Source organism: Rhodococcus sp. C1 (genome assembly GCF_020809065.1).
Taxonomy (GTDB): Bacteria; Actinomycetota; Actinomycetes; order Mycobacteriales; family Mycobacteriaceae; genus Rhodococcus_F; species Rhodococcus_F qingshengii.
Genome location: NZ_CP078080.1, coordinates 5,486,914 through 5,505,966 on the forward strand (window position 1 = coordinate 5,486,914; position 19,053 = coordinate 5,505,966).

The following is a 19,053-nucleotide window of genomic DNA, read 5'->3' on the forward strand; positions in this document are numbered from 1 at the left end:
TTCAAGAGCAGACACTAATTTGTAGTATTTATTCGGCTTCCACCGGGCTTACTCCATACGCATGGGACGATCTACGTATGCCTTCTGTCCCGTTTCAGCAGTTACACGACTCGATGCTGGAACAGCTCGGCCAAGACATAGTCGGTGGTGTGCTCGCTCCGGGAACCACGATCTCCGCCGACGAGGTGGCAACGCGATACGACGTGTCGCGAACCGTCATCCGCGAAGTTGTCCGCGTTCTCGAATCCCTCGGACTCGCCTCGGTTCGTCGACGCGTCGGAATCACCATCCTGGGCTCCGAACACTGGAACTCGCTCGACCCCAATGTCATCCGCTGGCAACTGGCCGGTCCTGATCGGTTCGAGCAACTTTCGATCCTCAGTGAACTCCGTTCCGGCATCGAACCTCTGGCTGCGCGACTGGCCGCAACTCGCGCCACACCTGAGCAGTGCGGCGCTCTCACTGCAGCCGTCATCGGCATGTCAGCTACCTCGCGCGCTGCCGATACCGACGCATATCTCGGCCATGATTCCGACTTTCACCGCACACTGCTCGCCGCTTCCGGCAACCCGATGCTGCGGGCGATGTCGCAGATCGTCGTCGAGATACTCGAAGGCCGCACCCGCCACTCGTTGATGCCCCACGAGGCCGACCCCGAAGCGATTCACCTGCACGGAGTGGTCGCATCTGCTATTCAGGCCGGGGACGCCGACGCCGCGGAAGCCGCCATGCGCTCGATCGTCGCGGAATCCGCAGAAGCGGTCGAAACAATGCGCGAAAGCCCCGAACCGCCGCCTCATCTGTAAGTCGAGCCACAGACTCGGCGGAATTGGCCCGCAACTGCTCCGCAAGTGGAACGCTTGGCGCCATGACAGCACTCGCTACCCAGAACAGCGCACTCTGATGGCCCGCCCGGTACGCGTCGTCGTCCTCGGTGCCGGATCGTGGGGAACCACGGTGGCCGGCCTCGCTGCCCGCAACACCCCGACCCTGTTGTGGGCACGCAATTCCGAAGCAGCCGACGAGATCAATTCGCAACGGACCAACTCCAAATACCTTGGTGAGCGCAAACTTCCCAAGGGGCTCAAGGCAACCTCGGATCTGGTCGAAGCCGCCCGCGAAGCGGACGTACTCGTGTGCGGGGTGCCATCGCACGCCGTTCGCTCCACCCTCGCCGAGATCGCCAACGAGGTTCGGGCGTGGGTCCCGGTGTTGTCACTGTCCAAGGGTCTCGAGCCCGGCACCCGGCAGCGTCCCACCGAAGTGATCGCCGAGTGCCTGCCCGGCCATCCCGTCGGATTGCTCGCGGGCCCCAACATCGCCAAGGAGATCGTCGACGGCATGGCCGCGGCATCGGTCGTGGCGACCCAGGACGATCGTGTCGCCGCCGCGCTGCAACCCCTGTTCGCGTCGTCGGTCTTCCGCGTCTACCGCAACACCGACGTGCTCGGCTGTGAACTCGGCGGCATCCTCAAGAACATCGTTGCCATCGCCTCGGGCATGGCCGACGGTCTGGGAGTCGGTGACAACACTCGTGCGATGGTGCTCGCACGTGGTCTCGCCGAGATGACCCGACTCGGTGAGGCGATGGGCGCCAACCCGCGCACTTTTGCCGGCTTGACGGGCGTCGGCGATCTGATTGCCACCTGCATGGCTCCGACTTCTCGGAACCGTCGCGTCGGCGAAGCTCTGGCGCAGGGATTGACCGTCGAGGAGGCGGTCGCCAAGCTCGGTCAGGTCGCCGAGGGCGTCAAGACCGCCCCCACTGTCATGGATCTGGCCCGTGAATACGGCGTCGACATGCCGATTGCCGCGGAGGTCGAGGCCGTCATCGGTGGTCGCCAAAGTGCCAGCGACGCATATCGCGGACTTCAGAAGGTTGCCCCGGGCGGCGAGCACGAGGTGGCGTGAGGAAGATCTACAGGTATCTAGCGATTTGGCTAGATACCTGTAGATCGCCCGAGATCACGGAATTGGCGCGTCGACGAAGATGTCGATCGCCAACGGTGACTGACCGCCGTACTGCGAGAAATCCGAGATCCCCGCCTCGCGCAAGATCTCGACGTCGAGCACTGTACGACCGGTATCCGTGCCGGCGGGACGCCCGAGAATCTCGACAGCCGCATCGGCCATGATCTCGGGTGAACGCGAGTGCTCGATACTGTCGTCTCCCCCGAGCAGGTTTCCGACAGCGGCCGTGGCGATCATGGTCTCCGGCCACAGGCAATTACTCGAAATCGGTGCACCTGAATACTCTGCGGCGATACCCAAGGCCGCCAATGTCATTCCGTATTTGGCCAGCATGTAGCCCGGATGAGCACCCAACCAGTGCGGCGAAAAGTTGAGCGGCGGCGACAGCGTCAACACGTGCGCATTGGCCGAAACCCGAAGGTACGGAAGGCACGCGCGGGTGAGCGCGAAGGTACCACGGACATTGACCTGCTGCATCAGATCGAATCGCTTCATCGCGAGATCTTCGGTTTTCGAGATGTCGAGGACGCTCGCGTTGTTGACCACGATGTCGATGCCACCGAAGTGCTCTACCGCTGCAGCCACGGCCCGCGCGATGTCGTCGTCGTTCCTCACGTCGCCGACGACCGGAACGGCATGACCCTCGAGCTCGTTCAACTCGTCCACAGCCGTGTGGATAGTTCCGGGCAGCCTGGGATCCGGCGTATCGGTCTTGGCGAGCAACACGATATTTCCGCCGCGGCGCGCTATCGCACGGGCGATGGCAAGTCCGATGCCACGGCTTCCCCCGGACATGATCGCGGTTCGTCCGCGGAAGTTCTTGTCGTCCAAAACGAATCCTTGTCATCGTCGACGGTCTTCGTCGTTGCGGGTGTGGCCGCGGGAAGTCCCGGCACGACCACTCGGCGACTTCCACGATATGAGCGCCTTCATGCGATGACTACGTCCGCAGAGCATCAACAATCGTTGGTCCGTTGTCCTGACGGGACAACGGATCAATCCGGTCAGCCACCCACCGGGCGCAGAATCCACCATCCGCCGAGCACGAGCACCGCGACGTTCACGAGCAGGAACAACCCGACCCAGACGATCGCGGGTATCGGTGAGAGCCTGGCCAATTGGTCGGCGTCCGAGTCCGGTGCCCCGCCTCGTCGCATTCGCTGCCGTTGAAGTTCCACGACCGGGCGTGGTCCGGCAAAGAGGAGGAAGAGCGTCAGGAAGTACGCTGCGGCCACTTGCTGCTCCTGGGTCCCCCACCAGACGAGCCCGAACAACACGGCTCCCACGACTGCAAGTGAGAAGACTCCGTAGAGGTTTCGGATCAGGACCATCATCACCGCGATGACGAATACGCCGATCCACAGCACCGAGACCGCACGCTGCGCGCCCAACAACCCGGCCGCGCCGAGTCCGAGAATCGACGGTCCGACGTACCCCGCGAACGTCATCAGAATGACGCCGAAGCCGGTCGGTTTGCCCGACGAAATCGCGACACCCGACGTATCCGAATGCAGGCGAAGACCTTTCAACCGTCGACCGACCAGGACGGCGACGATCAGATGAGCGCCCTCGTGTGCGATGGTGACGACGTTGCGGGCGATCCGCCACAGGTGTGGTTCGAGAACGATGATCACGGCGATCAACGCGGCCAGTTGAACCACCCAGGCCGGCGGATTGGGACTGAGCGCCGCCACCCGATCCCACGCGGTTTCGAGCGCGTTCACTCCGCTTGTCCGCGCAGGTATCGGCCGAAGTGCGGGACCGTGAATCCGATGGACCCACGTTCTGCCGAATAGATCAGCCCCTTCTTGATCAGTCCATCGCGTGCCGGCGACAGGGAAGCCGGTTTGCGCCCCAACTCGACGGCGATCTTCGCGGTTGCGACGGGTCCGTCGTCACCGGCGAGATCGGCCATGGCGCGCATGTACTCACGCTCCGCAGGTGTTGCTCGCTCGTACCGCGATCCGAAGAAACCGACAGCGAGTTCTTCCTCAGCCGTCGGTGCGCCGACGCGCACGTCTTCTGCCGTGATCGGACTCGACGCCGCCACATCCCACGTGGCTTTCCCGTAGGCCTGAACGAAGTACGGGTACCCGTCAGCCGCTTCGTACAGAGCGTCGAGCGCGGATTCGGTGAACTCGACCTCCTCACGCTCGGCAGGCGCAATCAGTGCCTGATCTGCAGCTTCACGCTCGAGGCGGTCGATCCGGTGGTAGCTGAACAGGCGCTCCGAGTAGCTTTTCGACGCCGACAGCACAGCAGGCAGATGCGGAAGCCCCGCCCCGACGACGATCAACGGTGCCGCGTCCTGACTCAACTCGTGGCAGGCCCCGCAGATCGCCGAGACATCCGCGGCACCGAGGTCCTGCATCTCGTCGATGAAGATTGCGATCCCGACGCCGACATCCCTGGCCAGCGACGACGCGTCGAGCAGCAACTCGACCAGGTCGATCTCGATGTCGCCGCTGTCTGCCCGGCCTTTGATCGCGGGTGCGTCGATGCCTGGTTGCCAGCGCTCCCGCATTCCCTTGTCCGCAGTGGCGCGTAGGGCAAACGATTTGAGGACTCCGAGGAACTGCTCGACCCGCTCCGGATCGCGATGGGAGACCGCGATCTCGCGGACCGCCATGTGGAGTGCTGACGAGAGTGGGCGTCGTAAATCCTGGTCGGGCCGCGCCTCGATCTTCCCAGTCCCCCAGCTTCGGGAGATCGCGGCCGAACGCAACTGATTGAGCAGGACGGTCTTTCCGACGCCACGCAATCCGGTGAGTACAACACTTCGTTCCGGGCGGCCACGCGCAATTCGCTCGAGAACGACGTCGAAGGCGTCGATCTGCTTGTCGCGCCCGGCGAGTTCCGGCGGTCGCTGACCGGCACCGGGGGCATACGGATTGCGCACGGGGTCCATGCCCATCGACGGTACAAGCAGGGTAGACGAATATCCCGCTCTCTAGCGCGTGTCCTAGAGAGAACTAGTAACTGCTATTGCACCCCGTGAACATCGTACTATCGCCGTATGCAATGGCTTCGGGCGGGGATCGGAATCATCGCGGGGGGCGCGCTATGGGTCATGTCGTTGCTCGCGTCCACACCAGACACGCTTTGCCAGGACAACTATCCCGCCCCCGACTCGCCTGGTCCGGGATACTTTTCAGCTGTGTGGAAGGCACATCGTCTTCCGCTGCCTGTGCCAGCAGCCAGATGCACGACACATCTAGTCGATGTGGACTCCACGGCTACCTCGGTCGTCGTGGACTGACCGATGGCCAGTTTGGGGGTTCTCGGCATTACCCTCGTGGTGGTCTCGTTGCTAACCCTAAAACGCCCTACCGAAAACTGAGCGCCCAGCATCCCGTCTACCTGTTCGAGCCCGACCGCTAGATGAAGTCCCCGGCCACGTGGGCCCCAATTGCTCCGGCCAGAATGATCGCAGGATGCGCCGCGGCCAGATAGAGCCCCGACACGTCTTCGGCGAAGCCCAGCAGTGGCCGGCCACCGCGTGGAATGGGACGGTCAGCGACTACCGCCTCGATCAGTTCCACGTGTTCACCGCCCACGAGCTGACTGCGGACCGCCTGCAGGGTCGGCTCGGCAAGCTCATGAGTGTCTCCGGAGAACCCGAACGGAACATCCTCAACCGCAATCAGTGTCGTGTCGTCCAATTGCCTGATCTCGAAGTCCGGGGTGGAGAGGATTCCGCTCACCAATCGGTGCGGCGTCGAGAATCTGATGAGGCAACACGGTGAGGCGCCGACCGCGACGTCGACTCCCGCCGACGCCGCGAGGCCGGGGATGGCAGTGCCCGCGGAGAGGATTGTGGTCGATCCGTAGACGGGACCGTCGGCAGTCACTACTCCGCACACTCTCTTGCCTTCCGTGTACATCGAGAGCGCACTGACATCGGAATGCACTGTGGCACCGTATGCTTCGGCACCCCGCAGGAGCGATCGAGCGAACGCAACCGGGTCAACTCCACCATCGTCAGGCGCATATGCCGCTACCGCGGGCGCTGTGCGCAATCCCGGCTCACGAGCAAAGACCTCATCTTCACCGATGAGTTCGACTGGATGACCGAGTGCGCGATGCGCGTCGACGAACTTTCGAGTCTCCGCTTCCGTCGTCTCCCACGTGATCGCGCCTCTGCGGCGCAGACCGAATGGCTCGACGAGTTCGCGCTCCAGCCGGTCGAACTCGGGTGCGGCGCCATGTCGGCACGGATCGGAGTAGGTTTCTGCTGCACTCTTCGAGAGGCCGACCCAGGCAAACGAGTTGCCGGTCACCCCTCCCGCCACCGAGCCCCGCTCGAGCACGGTGACTCGGAGACCAACGCGCGCCAGATGATACGCGATCGACGCGCCGACGACACCGGCACCAATCACCAGGATCGGGCTGTCGTTTCGACCATTCGGATGCGTCACCAGTGGACCATATCTGCGAGCCGCAACCTGGATCCACTCGATTTGGATGCGAGGACTTCGGCGGTTAATGGAGGACTAGGCCTGTTCCCGCTCGGCGGCGAGAGCGACCGCCCGTTCGAAGGTATGGACGAGCACTGCACGCCGAGCACCCTAAACTCGAGCCACTCCCCACGCGGTGAACCTGCGGTCACCAGTCATCGGAGTACACGCAGCAGTTCCCAAAAGAGAACAACAACCGCCCGTGGGCACCGACAGGCCCGCCAGACCGGGCGTAAAGCCCGCCCAGTCTTGTCGCCAAGTCGCCGATCAGGTAACCCGAGGTCATCCGCGCGCTGATGCTTTGAGGCTGTCGACATTGGCGACGGGTCGCACTGGTGAACGCCCAGTCGTGGCCGAGGCCCTAAAGAAGCTCTCCAACAACCGATCCCGACTTCAGGTCGCATCACCCCCAGAACACCGATACTGAAATCCCGGCTTCCGTCTGAACGCGTTGGCGTGCAATCTTTGCTCTGACTCTGTATCTCGGGACTTTCCAAAGCACTCTTCCGATCGTCGAAAAATATCCGCGCTGGATTCGACAATCGTCTAACGATATGTGACCTACATCTCCGTAGCGTTACCCGTCATATCCGGTTGGGTTTTCGTGAACAGGGAGTTGACGCTTGAAGAAGCCAGTTCTACATCGCGCGATGCGCGCTTACACGCGAACCGCCACGTACGCGGTATCGGCAACAGCACTCGTCCTCGTGGTTTCCGCGTGTGGCTCCGCACCGGGCGCCACACAGACTCGAACGATCACCGACGATCCGATACCCGCCTTCACCTTCGCTCTTGCAGCGGCTCCGATCTCCTTAGATATCACTAAGGATTTCGGTCCTTCCATGCAGGTTCAGACCCTGTTCACCGAACCGCTGGAACGGCTTTCCGGTGAAGGAGAGTTGCGACCTCATCTCGCCGAAGCCGTATCGGTTCCTGACCCGACGACCATCGACTACGTCATCCGGTCCGACGTGCGATTCTCCGACGGAACTCTACTGACCCCGGAGGACGTGATCTGGAGCCTTCGGCACGTCTCTGATTCCGCAGCCGGGGCGCAAACTGCCGGCGAGCTGGAAAGTCTCGAAAGCATCGAACAAACCGGACCGATGCGGGTGACTGTGAAGTTGTCGCATCCCGATCCGGTTGCCAGGCAGAGCATCGCGCTATTCGGACTGATCCAACAGGCAAGGTTCGCTGAAGAACATGCTGCCGAATTGGGTACTGCGCAAGCGGTTCCGGTGGGCACTGGCCCGTACCGGGTCCAAGAATATTCAAGTTCCGGTGTGCAACTTGTCCGTAACAATGACTACTGGTCGGAGCAACCTGCACCGGAAACTCTGAAGTTCGACGTGATTCCGGACGGCAACACCGCTCAGTTGGCAATGCGATCCGGCGACATCCAAGCTGCGAATGTGGCCGACATCAAGAAGCAGTCACAGTGGAAGCAGATCGGTGGAATCGACACGATCGAGGTCCCTCTGACCAAGCTCACGTATTTGACGTTCGATACCAGTACGAGTCCGTTCGACGATGTCCACGTGCGGAAGGCCGTCGCGCACTCGATCGATCGAAAAGGAATCGCAGAGGCGGCATTCGGCAACGACTCCGCGATATTGAAGGGTTTGGCAACTCCGGAAATGTTGACCGGTGTCGCCGGTTCCCCTGGGAACGCGCAATCCTTCCTGGACGGAATCGGCGGAATCGAGTTCGACAGTAACCTTGCGGCGCAAGAACTTGCCGCCTCGTCGCACCCCCAGGGATTCACGGTGGAGGTCCCCTACACCGACAACGTGAACTGGACGGAACTGACGGTACTCAACCTGCAACAAAACCTGGCGCCACTCGGTGTGACCGTTGTTCCAAAGCCCATCACCCAGACCCAATGGATTTCCGACCTGTACGCCCACAAGGTTCCCGGAATCGGATTCCTGTCGATTACCGCATCGACGCCCGACCCCAAATTGATCGGCTCCGTCGTCGGAAAGGAGAACGCTGTCGCACCGAAATTCAACGCCTCGAATTGGTCTACCGATTCCGTCGAACAGGCGCTGCCCGTCCTGAACGGATCGACCTCACCCCTGGACCGATGGACTGCCGCCCAGACCATCTTGACCGGCATCCACGAACAACTTCCGTACGTCCCGCTGTTCAATCCGAATCTGGTCTACGCAATTGCCGACGGGTTCGCCTTCGATCGCGACATGTCCTTCTACGACTTCGTCAACGGTTCGTGGGTTACCGCAGTGAAGGCAACGTCGTGAACGACTATCTCTCCCACACAACGAGGTTCGATTGAGATGGCAGTAGCGGCGTTCATCGGCAAGCGACTCGTGGTGTCGGCCGCGCTGCTTCTGGTAATCAGTTTTCTGGTGTTCAGTCTGCTGTCGGTGACGCCAGGCTCTGCAATTGCCGTCCTTGTCGGCTCTCGTCCGAGCACACCCGAACTGATCGCGGCCCTGGAGGCACGACATCACCTCAACGATCCTTTCCTTGTTCAGTATTGGCACTGGTTGGTCGATGCACTGCAGCTCGATTTCGGGACGTCGACCAGATCAGGTGCGCCGGTGACCGGCATCATCACCGATCACCTACCGGTCTCGATCCAACTGGCGGTGTACACACTTGTTTTGGTGGTCGGGATCGGGGTCCCCTGCGGAATGTCAGCGGCGTATCAGCGCGATAAATGGGTGGACAGAGGTATCTCGATGGCTTCCGTAATAGGTATGAGTGCACCAGGTTTCGCAGTCGGAATGTTGCTGATTTTCGTATTCGGACTCGAGCTCGGACTGTTCCCCGTTTACGGCGTGGGCAATGGATTCTTCGATCGCTTGGTGCACCTCACCCTGCCAGCAACAGCACTCGGCATCGCGCTCATCGCACTGCTGATCCGGCAGACACGCGCCGGAGCGCTCAACGTGCTCCGGCAGGACTACATGACATTCGCGAAAGCTCGTGGTCTCGACCCCTCACGGGTCTTCTTCCGATATGCGTTACGGAACTCCGCAATGCCGGTGGTGACTGCGGCCGGTCTGATACTGATCGCTGCGCTGTCCGGCGCCGTACTCGTCGAGACCGTGTTCTCCGTACCGGGAGTCGGTTCGCTGATGGTGCAGTCGGTCACCGAAAAGGACCTACCCGTCGTACAAGGGTTGGCCGTGTGTCTCGGCGCCTTCGTGATTGTCGTCAACCTGGCGGTGGACGTGGTAGCTCTCCTCGTCGACCCGCGCATGCGGTACGCAGGAAAGGGATGACATGACTGCACTCACCGATCGCGAAAAGAGCAGGCAGGGATCGCGAATTCCCATCACCGTTGTGATTGCACTGGTGATCCTCGGTGTGATGGTATTCGCGGCTGTCGCCGGTCGGCTCATAAGCCCTTACGACCCTTACACTCAGGATCTTCTCCGCGGTGTGACCGGTTCCGATCGCACACACTGGTTGGGCACCGACGATATGGGACGCGATGTCCTCTCCCGTTTGATCGACGGTACCGGCCGCTCCGTGCTCGGACCGCTGTGCGTAGCGATGGGAACAGTGATAGCCGGCGCATCCGCGGGGCTGGTCGCCGGATATAACGGCGGTGCACTCGACAACGTCCTCAACCGATTCGCAGACCTCGTGTATGCCCTGCCCGCGCTCCTCGTCGCCATCGTGCTCCTGGGGATTCTCGGCGGGAGCTACTGGCTGACTGTGGCGATTCTGGTTTTCCTGTCAGTACCGAGCGCCATCAGAATAGTCGGCAGTGTGACGCGCGTCCAGGTTCGTCTGCCGTACATCGACTCTGCGAAGACCCTCGGATTGACCGACTCACGGATCATGATCCGCCATGTGCTGCCCAACATCGCGCCCACCGTGCTCGCCGTCTTCCTGCTGGATTTCGTCGGAGCGTTGGTCGCCTTCTCGTCGTTGTCATTTCTCGGTATCGGTATCGCCCCCGGGGCTGCAGATTGGGGATCGATGCTCTCCCAGGGGCAATCGATGATCTCCGAGAACCCCTGGGTCGCAGTCGCCCCCGCAGCCTGTCTCATCCTGACCGGCAGCGCCGCAACTATCTTCGGCGACTGGTTCTTCAAACGGCTGTCAGACTCAGGAGAACGGAAGTAGATGACTGTGGAAGATGTGACAGTACAATCGGAAACGGCCGATGCGAATGGCCCCCTCCTGAAAGTTTCCGGGCTATCGGTGTACGCGAACAGGTCGCAGGTGCTCGTCAGCGATGTCAACATCACGGTCCCCCGAGGCGAGACTCTCGGGATAGTCGGCGAGTCTGGCAGTGGAAAATCGATGGCAGTTCGTTCGCTTGTCGGTTTGCTACCGCCGGGAATCTATGCACAAGGAGCAGCAGATTTCGACGGAATCCCGTTGATCGGCACACGCGAACGTGAACTGCGATCGTTACGGGGCTCCCGAATCAGTCTTTTGATGCAGGACCCGTTCAGCATGCTCAACCCCATCCACACGGTAGGCGAGCACGTGCGGGAGACACTCCCGCCAAATGTCAGAAAAGGCGGACGCCAACAAGTTCGGGCCGAAGTTGCTGCGCGTCTCGCGGAGGTTGGCTTGGATCCCGCCGTCGCACAAAAGTACCCCTTTCAGCTCTCCGGGGGGATGCGGCAACGAGTTGCCATGGCGGCCGCGCTTGCCGGCGATCCGGAGTTGCTGATCGCCGACGAACCGACAACTGCACTGGACGTGACCACCCAGGACGAAGTCCTCCGACTTCTCGCCGGTCTACAGAAGTCACGAAACATGGCGCTCATCTTGATCACTCATGATCTGCACGTGGCGATGGACGTCTGCGATCGGATCCAGGTCATGTACGCCGGACGCGTGGTGGAGGAGGCTACGGTCGCCGATCTTGCCCGCACCCCGACGCATCCCTACACACGTGGGCTGATGTCGGCCAGTCCCCCTGTCGATCGTCGAGTCGAACGGTTGACGTCGATTCCCGGCAGTGTGCCCAGAGCCGCAGCCGTCGAGGCGATCTGCGCATTCGCTGACCGATGCGAATGGTCTGTCGGCGAATGCTTTTCAGCCCGACCAGCTCTTACTCCCATCACGATCGAACACGCTTCGGCTTGCATCCGGATCGATCGGATTCACGACGAGTTTCCCCGCGGTTCCGAGTTCGAACCACCTCTACCTCAACAATCCGAGTCACGATCTTTCGACACCATCGGCCCACCGATAGTCGAGGTTGCGAACGTACACAAGGTATATCGCGCCAAAGCGATGTTCGGCATGCCCAAGGACTCGCACGCCCTCCGCGGCGTGACTTTCTCGATCCGCGCCGGCGAATCAGTGGGACTGGTAGGTGAATCCGGCTCAGGGAAGACAACTATCGCTCGTGCTCTCCTAGGTCTGGAGCACGTCACCTCCGGCCGGATATCGGCATTCGGCAGAGAGCTCGCGCCCACTGGATCCACTGCGCGAAAAACCAGAGTCGAGTTGGCCCGGGAGATCCAAGTAGTGTTTCAGGATCCGTACGCAGCGCTCAATCCATCCCGAACCATCGGTGCAGCCTTGCGAGAAGCTATAGCCGTACGAACCGGAGCGGACAAACGCGATAGCGATTCCGTAGCCTCGGAAGTCTCGGAGTTACTCGGCAAGGTGGGACTACCAGGCAGCTACGCCGCTCTCCGTCCGGCTGCGCTCTCGGGTGGCGAACGTCAGCGCGCCGTGATTGCCCGGGCAATTGCCGTTCGACCCAGGCTGCTCATCTGCGACGAACCTGTTGCCGCCCTGGACGTGTCCGTGCAGGCCCAAATTCTCGAGCTGCTTCGCTCTATCAGAGCGGAAAACGGGATGAGCATGCTCTTCATCACTCACGACTTAGCAGTCGTGAGGCAGATGACCGATCGAACAGTGGTTCTCTACCGGGGTGAAATCGTAGAAGCCGGCGAGACAGAGGCCGTGCTCGACGCACCAAATCACCAATACACACAACGACTGCTCGCATCGGTTCCATCCTCCATTTCAGCAGTTGTGCAACGTAGTTCAAATGCAATCCCGAGGTAGCACTGCTGGATACGGCGACCGGGCACCCACTCTTGAACTGCCGGCACGCAACACGAATGCCGACCTCGGATTTGCATGGAACATCCGCCGATCCTGCACCTCCCGACGGACCGACACGGATGCACGGACTGCCACAGAAAACACCACTTCGTGAACCCGAAGCCGTGACGCCGAAAGACATCGACGTACAGCATCGCCAAGGCCTTGCAAGGCTGCAGACGATATCCAGCTGAGATCGGATAGTCACCGCGTCCGACGAAAGAGGACCACCCACCGTCATCGGCCATCTCGGCGAGCCCGTAGGTCCGTCCCACGTGGCGGGCGAGCACTGTTGCGCGTTGTACCCAGCGCCCGTCATCTACACCCAGTGACGATCCTGGGCGATCCTGCAAACAGGCTGCCGGTTCCGAACACCACGGGCACGGCAGCGAACCTGAGAAGCATTGCCGTCGAACCGTATCGGAGGCCACCCTGCATCTGGTTGGTGGTGGAACGCGTGTCGGCAAACTGCCGACGAAGCTTGCGCCAGCGGCGAACTTTTCGTTCGGAACGTACGTGACTCGTCTGATTTCGGCTCCGTTGAACCCGACGCCTTCCGCCGGTTCGAGTGCCAGTCGGCTGCAGCAATGCTCTTGCCGAACATCGCGTGAGCGTCGTCGGAGGACACGTCTACTCGTCGGGATCTCTTGGCGAGAAAATTCGGTCCTCCATCATGCCACCAGCCAGGCCGATCACTCTAAGAATGCTGGGACGCGGCTCGGTGGCCTTAGGCCATCAGCGACCACTCTCGTCTGAGTACGTGCGCACAATGCGATCGGTGAGAAGTGGAAGGATCTTGTCCGTGCCGATAGATGCAAAGTGCGGCGAAGTTCGGTGCGCTTCGAAGCCGGCTTCGTCGATGTACATCTCGAGGATGGTTACGTGTAGCGGATTCTCGACGTTGCGGAAGTACTCGTAGCCGAGATTGGCGGGCTCGTTCCGGCTTGCCTCAGCGAGTTGGGCCAGATGGCCGAGCACCTCGTTCGTGGTTTCCTCGTCCAGCCGGTATTCGGCGATTACCCGAAAGTTCGACGTAGCGGGCCGTGCGTTCTCAGTCACGAAAATTACTCTCTAGTAGTAGATTACGAGCAAAAGACAGTGCCTGACTGCAACTCAACGACGACCACGTGCGGTACGAGTCCTGACGCCTACTGACGCTTTTCGCGCGGTCGATTCAAGTGTCATCGGGGTGTCAATGTGTACTTCGTGGACAAAAACTCGCGAATTCCTTCGAAGCCGCCTTCTCTTCCGATCCCCGAATGCTTGATGCCGCCAAAAGGCGCTGCTGCATTCGAGACGAGACCGGTGTTGAGGCCCATCATCCCGGTTTGAAGTTTTTCTATCATTCGCTGGCTTCGGCCGACGTTCTCTGTGTAGACATAGCTGACCAAGCCGTACTCGGTGCTGTTGGCAATGTGCACGGCCTCGTCCTCGGACGAAAAGCGAGTTATTGCCAGCACTGGTCCGAATATCTCCTCGTTCACCATCCGAGCTTCAGGCCCGATCTTGTCGATCACGGTCGGTTGAAAGAAGTTGCCCGGGCCGACGACGGCCTGACCGCCGGTGACAATCTCCGCGCCGGTGTCCACCGCGTCAGCGACGAGACCTTCTGTCTTCGCGATGGCTTTCTTGTCGACCAGTGCACCGATGTCGTAACCTTCGTCGGCCCCACGACCAATTTTCAACGCAGCAACCCTTTCACTTACTCGACGAACGAATTCGTCGGCCACGGAATCGTGTACCAATATGCGGTTTGCGGCGGTACATGCCTGACCGATGTTGCGGAATTTCGCGAGCATCACGCCGTCGACCGCTCGGTCGATATCTGCGTCCTCGAAAACCACGAAGGGTGCGTTGCCGCCGAGCTCCATCGAAGTACGCAATACGTTCTGCGCAGCAGCTTCGAGCAGTTTGACGCCAACCGCCGTCGAGCCTGTGAAGCTCAGCTTGCGAAGGCGTGGATCCGATAGCAGGGCACTGGACTGAGCGCTGGGATTCGACGTGGGCACTACGTTCACCACACCCGGCGGAAGTCCTGCCTCTTCCAGCAGCTGCACCAGGTAGATCGTGGTCAGCGGAGTGAGTTCCGCCGGCTTGATGATGGTGGTGCAACCGGCGGCGAGTGCCGGAGCAATCTTGCGGGTTGCCATCGCGAGTGGGAAGTTCCATGGTGTGATGAAGTAGCAGGGCCCCACAGGGAGGTGCGACACTGTGATGTTGCCTGACCCTTCGGGGTTTCGGCGATAGTCTCCGCTGACGCGTACGGCTTCCTCGGAGTACCACCGAAGGAACTCTCCACCGTAAACGACCTCACCGCGCGCTTCGGCGATCGGCTTCCCCATTTCCAGGGCGATGAGCAGAGCAAACTCTTCTTTGCGATCCATCAGCAAGTCGAATGCTCTGCGGAGGATGTCCGAACGTAGGCGGCTAGGTGTTTCGGCCCACTCTTGTTGTGCTGCAACGGCTGAATCGAGGGCGCGAATGGCGTCGTCGACCGTTGCGTCGGCAATCGTCTTGATCACATGCCCGGTTGCAGGGTCTTCGACGGCGAAGGTCGCGCCCGAACTCGATGGCGCCCATGTTCCGCCGACGCCGATACCGGTTTCGACACGGTTGAGTAGGTCCTGTTCATGTGGCTTCAATGTCATGACTGGCTTTCCTTTGTGGCTGAGACCGGGGCGTGCGCACGGAATCCGTCGACCACGACGCGTAGACCTTCGCGCAGCAGTTCGTCCGAAATTGCGAGCGGAGGGAGAACTCGGATGACGTTTCCGTAGGTGCCGCAAGTAAGAACCACTACGCCATGATCCGCGGCGAATTTTGCGACGGAAGCGGTCAGAGCCGGGTTCGGATCTGTGCTGTCGGGGTGTACTACTTCGATGGCCTTCATCGCGCCGCGGCCACGGATGTCACCAATACGGTCGTCCGAGGCGCCCAGTTCGGTGAAGACCTCATCGATGATCGCCGCGATTTCACGTGCACGAACAACCAGGTTGTTCTTTTCGTACGTTTCGATTGTGGCGAGCGCCGCGGCGCAGGAAATCGGGTTTCCGGCGTAGGTGCCCCCGAGAGCGCCGAATTGTGGTGAATCCATGATCTCTGCGCGGCCAGTGACCGCGGCCAGTGGCAATCCACCCGCGATACCTTTTCCTGTTGCGATGAGATCAGGTACGACTCGCTCGTGGTTCGCAGCGAAGAGATCACCGGTACGGGCGAACCCGGTTTGGACTTCGTCGAGGATGAATACGACGCCGTTGGCAGTTGCCCATTCGGATAGAGCAGGCAGAAAACCGGTCGCGGGTTCGATGAATCCACCCTCGCCCTGGATGGGCTCGATGACGATTGCTGCGAGATTGGAAGCGCCGACCTGTCTTTCGATCTGCAGGAGCGCAATTTCTGCCGCCTCCACTCCGCTCAGCCCATCGCGATATGGGTACGAGGTTGGAACACGGTAGATCTCGGGTGTGAACGGACCGAAGCCGTTTTTGTAAGGGGTGTTCTTCGCAGTCATGCCCAAGGTGAGGTTGGTTCTGCCGTGGAACGCGTGATCGAAGACCACAACCGCATGTTTGTTGGTGAAGGAGCGTGCGATCTTGATCGCGTTCTCGACGGCTTCGGAACCGGTGTTGAACAGTGCTGTGCGCTTCTCGTGGTCACCGGGGGTGATCGAGTTGAGTTTCTCAGCGACCGCGACGTAGCCGTCGTATGGGGTGACGGTGAAGCAGGTGTGAGTGAACAGTTTCGCTTGGCGAGTTATGGCTTCGACAACGGCTGGAGCTGAATTGCCGACGCCGGTGACGGCGATGCCCGAACCGAGATCGATCAGAGAATTGCCGTCGGCATCGATCAAGATGCCGCCTCCGGCTGCGACGATCGATATGGGTACAACGTGCCCTACACCGGCCGCAACGGCCGCCTCTTTTCGACGCATGAGCACCTGCGATTGCGGTCCTGGAATTGCGGTTACGAGTTCTCTGTGTTGCGACACCAGTGGGCCGCCTGTTACTGACGAGACTGACAATTCGTTCCTCATTTTCGTGTTGTCGATAGTGAGCGTCAGAGCCAGCGCGGAGCTGTCGGGGCTGTGCCGATCTCGCGGCCCGACGTGTCGACCGCGGACACTGCGATGTTTCTGCGGCCGGTCACCCACATCAGCAGATTCGGAAGCGACCCGGACACAGCCGTGCGTGCCGTGGTCGAATCGGCGGTGGTGATGTGACTCGAAGCCGGTTCGAACTCTTCACCGGTGTCCGCAACTGTCATGTGCACGCGATAGTCGTCTCGGGTGGCCCATGTATCCAGGACATTGTGAATTATTCGTCGCTGCACCGCCGGCGGTATGTCCGCTGCACTCGCCGAATAGTTGAGATCGATTGCGTGTAACCACAATTCGCGAGATCGCATCCACACTGTATCGACGACCGGTATCCGCGCACCTTGAGCGTTGTTTACCTCGGTAGACCAACGATTGTCGGGGACTGCGCTCCAGGCGATTTCGAGCGCTCTCGCCTCCCTGTCGCCGAGTTCACGGAGTTCGACTTTCGACAGTGGTGCTGCACTGTCGATTTCCCGGCTCCGCGCATGGGCAGACTCGTACATCGGTTTCTCGATGCCTGTCGTCGCCCAATCCACCAGGCGGCCGAGGGCGCGGGCGTTGAAACCGACGTGCGCGACCACGTGCGCGCGAGTCCATCCTGGAAGCAACGAGGGTCCACGCAGTTCGTCGTCACCGAGTTCGCGCAACGTCCGGTCGAAGTGCATTTGTCCGGCTTTCACGTAGCCGAGATCGACGGCGAGTTCGTCAGCCGGCTCTCGCATCACGTTCACGGCATTCTCCTTCACAAGATTACGAGTAATTCTTCAGCGAGTCGGTCGGGCATCATGGGTGAGGTTTCCTCCGAGTATTGTTGCGACGACGTCGATCTCCGATATGTTCGGCGCCGTGAGCGGCGACGACGAGAACACGGCAAAGTCCGCAAGTTTTCCCCGTTCGAGGGTGCCTTTGTCGTCGATCTGACCGGTCGCGCGCGCAGCCCATTCCGTGTGCGTTCGAAGGGCTTCCTCCGGTGTGATCGCCTCGTTCGAGCCCAGGACGAATCCGGTGTCGGTACGACGATCGACGGCCGACTGCATACCTCTACGAAGATTGTTGTCGGCGACAGGAAGGTCTGATGAGCCTGCGAGTATTGCTCCCGCATCGATGACCGATCGCCCACGGTAAAGCCACGGTTCACGGTCGGTCCCGACAAGATCGACAATCTGATCGCCGAGCGGCCCTATGAAACCTGCCTGGGGGGTCACAGCAATGGCAAGATCGCCGGCACGCCGCACTTGATCCGGTCGAGCGATGCCGAAATGTTCGATACGGCACGGAGCTGTGTGGCGGCCGTAACTCTTCTGCGCCTCCTCGATCAGATCCAGGGCCAGGTCTATTGCTGCGTCTCCAATCGCATGCAGCGCAAGCGGCCACCCCGATCGATATGCCGCGAGTGCACGCTCTCGATACAGTTCCGGCGTGTCGAGGAGGTATCCCCGATTATGTTCATGGCCACAGAAGTCCTCTGTCACAGCGGCGGTCGCCCCGAGCAAAGAACCGTCGAGAAAGACCTTGACGTGCCCCAACTGAACGTGGGAATCGCCGAAGCCGTAACGAATCCCGAGGTCCAAGCCCACTCCTGTCCCCTCGCCGCAGAAGTCCGAAGCGTTCGCAGCAAGGGGATGAAGAGCGTCGATTGCCGGCATCAACTGTGCACGAGCGTGCAGATGATCGCGATCTGCGGCCAATTGATAGGCCGCGATTTCGATGGAGCTGTGGCCGATCCAACCGCCACCGACACCAGCTTCTGTGAAGCTTGTTATCCCCTGTGCAGCAAAGCGTTTGGTTGCCTCGTCGATTGCCTCGGCGAGCCGCTCGGTGGAGTAGGGCAAGAGCAACGCCTGCACCAACCCTTGCGCCGACTCTTCGACTACACCGGTAGGGCGGCCCTCGTCATCCCGCACGACGACACCTCCGACGGGAACTTCGAACCCGTCGTCAAGCGCACCGATGAGACGCAACGTAGCGGTGTTCGCAATCGCAGCGTGACCAGAGGTGTGCCGTAAGTACAGTGGCCGGTCTCCCGTCACGGCGTCGAGCCGATCGATAGCAGGGAATTCGCCGCCATAGTGCCCCTGGTTGAAACCTGTGCCGTGGACCCAGGCATCGGCGTCATCACCGATACGCTCTACTTCGGCCTCGATCAGCCTGTAGAGATCCTCGAGACTGGCGGCGCGGCTGAGGTCTATCGACGCCAATCCAAGTCCCCACCAGACGGTGTGACAATGAGCGTCGATCAGACCGGGCGTCACACAGGCGTCTGCGAAGTCCAGGGTTCGTATCGCCTCGATACCGGCGACCTCGTCGTCGAACCCGACAATACGGTCACCGATTACCCCGACAACCGAAGCGATCGGCCGATCAGGATCCATAGTGATGATTTCGCGCGCCCGCACAATGAGATCGAGTTGCATAAGAGAAATGTCCTTGTCCAGTAATCGAGCCGCGTCTGATCCAGCGGTACGAAGTGCG

The 19,053-nt window shown here is 60.8% G+C and carries 15 protein-coding genes; 6 read left to right on the plus strand and 9 right to left on the minus strand.

All coding sequences use genetic code 11. The annotated features are described in order from the left end of the window. The first annotated feature begins 77 nt into the window (after positions 1 to 77). Positions 78 to 806, plus strand: a complete 729-nt coding sequence (locus KTR60_RS25340; RefSeq protein ID WP_047272025.1) for a FadR/GntR family transcriptional regulator — start codon at positions 78 to 80, stop codon at positions 804 to 806. Positions 807 to 903: 97 nt separating this feature from the next. Then, positions 904 to 1,911 (plus strand): NAD(P)H-dependent glycerol-3-phosphate dehydrogenase, encoded by a 1,008-nt coding sequence (locus tag KTR60_RS25345; protein WP_003940093.1) that lies wholly within the window; start codon positions 904 to 906, stop codon positions 1,909 to 1,911. 54 nt (positions 1,912 to 1,965) lie between these two features. On the opposite strand, the gene KTR60_RS25350 is transcribed toward KTR60_RS25345, so the two are convergent. The 4 genes from KTR60_RS25350 to KTR60_RS25365 all read right to left on the minus strand — a co-directional run bounded on the left by KTR60_RS25350 (position 1,966) and on the right by KTR60_RS25365 (position 6,389). Next, positions 1,966 to 2,802 carry an SDR family oxidoreductase gene (locus KTR60_RS25350; RefSeq protein WP_047272023.1) on the minus strand — a complete coding sequence of 279 codons (837 nt, stop codon included), beginning with the start codon at positions 2,800 to 2,802 and terminating at the stop codon, positions 1,966 to 1,968. A gap of 173 nt (positions 2,803 to 2,975) precedes the next feature. Then, positions 2,976 to 3,695, minus strand: coding sequence for a M50 family metallopeptidase (locus KTR60_RS25355; RefSeq protein WP_003940327.1), 720 nt, complete (start codon positions 3,693 to 3,695; stop codon positions 2,976 to 2,978). Next, positions 3,692 to 4,879: an ATP-binding protein gene (locus KTR60_RS25360; protein WP_042924931.1), complete on the minus strand. Its 1,188-nt coding sequence runs from the start codon at positions 4,877 to 4,879 to the stop codon at positions 3,692 to 3,694. Before KTR60_RS25360 ends, KTR60_RS25355 begins: the two co-directional genes overlap by 4 nt. Positions 4,880 to 5,348: 469 nt before the next feature. Beyond that, positions 5,349 to 6,389 (minus strand): NAD(P)/FAD-dependent oxidoreductase, encoded by a 1,041-nt coding sequence (locus tag KTR60_RS25365; protein ID WP_228401378.1) that lies wholly within the window; start codon positions 6,387 to 6,389, stop codon positions 5,349 to 5,351. Between the two features lie 662 nt (positions 6,390 to 7,051). On the opposite strand from KTR60_RS25365, the gene KTR60_RS25370 reads away from it, so the two are divergent. From KTR60_RS25370 to KTR60_RS25385, 4 genes are read left to right on the plus strand one after another with little or no spacing between them, the layout of a single operon-like run. Further along, entirely contained in the window at positions 7,052 to 8,689 is a 1,638-nt protein-coding gene (locus KTR60_RS25370) for an ABC transporter substrate-binding protein (protein ID WP_134929666.1), read from the plus strand. Positions 8,690 to 8,725: 36 nt separating this feature from the next. Further along, positions 8,726 to 9,679: an ABC transporter permease gene (locus KTR60_RS25375; RefSeq protein ID WP_047272018.1), complete on the plus strand. Its 954-nt coding sequence runs from the start codon at positions 8,726 to 8,728 to the stop codon at positions 9,677 to 9,679. 1 nt (position 9,680) lies between these two features. Next, positions 9,681 to 10,532, plus strand: coding sequence for an ABC transporter permease (locus tag KTR60_RS25380; RefSeq protein WP_047272016.1), 852 nt, complete (start codon positions 9,681 to 9,683; stop codon positions 10,530 to 10,532). Then, positions 10,533 to 12,446 (plus strand): ABC transporter ATP-binding protein, encoded by a 1,914-nt coding sequence (locus KTR60_RS25385; RefSeq protein ID WP_151098313.1) that lies wholly within the window; start codon positions 10,533 to 10,535, stop codon positions 12,444 to 12,446. It abuts the gene before it with no gap. A gap of 774 nt (positions 12,447 to 13,220) precedes the next feature. Here the strand turns inward: KTR60_RS25385 and KTR60_RS25390 are convergent. The 5 genes from KTR60_RS25390 to KTR60_RS25410 form a co-directional block, all read right to left on the minus strand. Further along, entirely contained in the window at positions 13,221 to 13,544 is a 324-nt protein-coding gene (locus tag KTR60_RS25390; protein WP_228401379.1) for a putative quinol monooxygenase, read from the minus strand. 122 nt (positions 13,545 to 13,666) lie between these two features. Then, on the minus strand, positions 13,667 to 15,133 hold the full coding sequence (locus tag KTR60_RS25395; protein ID WP_054827041.1) for an NAD-dependent succinate-semialdehyde dehydrogenase: 1,467 nt from the start codon (positions 15,131 to 15,133) through the stop codon (positions 13,667 to 13,669). Continuing rightward, positions 15,130 to 16,518 (minus strand): 4-aminobutyrate--2-oxoglutarate transaminase, encoded by a 1,389-nt coding sequence (gene gabT / locus KTR60_RS25400; RefSeq protein ID WP_134929664.1) that lies wholly within the window; start codon positions 16,516 to 16,518, stop codon positions 15,130 to 15,132. Before gabT ends, KTR60_RS25395 begins: the two co-directional genes overlap by 4 nt. A gap of 23 nt (positions 16,519 to 16,541) precedes the next feature. Then, a complete protein-coding gene (locus KTR60_RS25405; protein ID WP_228402302.1) occupies positions 16,542 to 17,303 on the minus strand; it encodes a maleylpyruvate isomerase family mycothiol-dependent enzyme in 762 nt (253 codons plus the stop codon). Positions 17,304 to 17,345: 42 nt separating this feature from the next. Further along, a complete protein-coding gene (locus KTR60_RS25410; protein ID WP_054827039.1) occupies positions 17,346 to 18,995 on the minus strand; it encodes an amidohydrolase in 1,650 nt (549 codons plus the stop codon). Positions 18,996 to 19,053 lie beyond the last annotated feature (58 nt).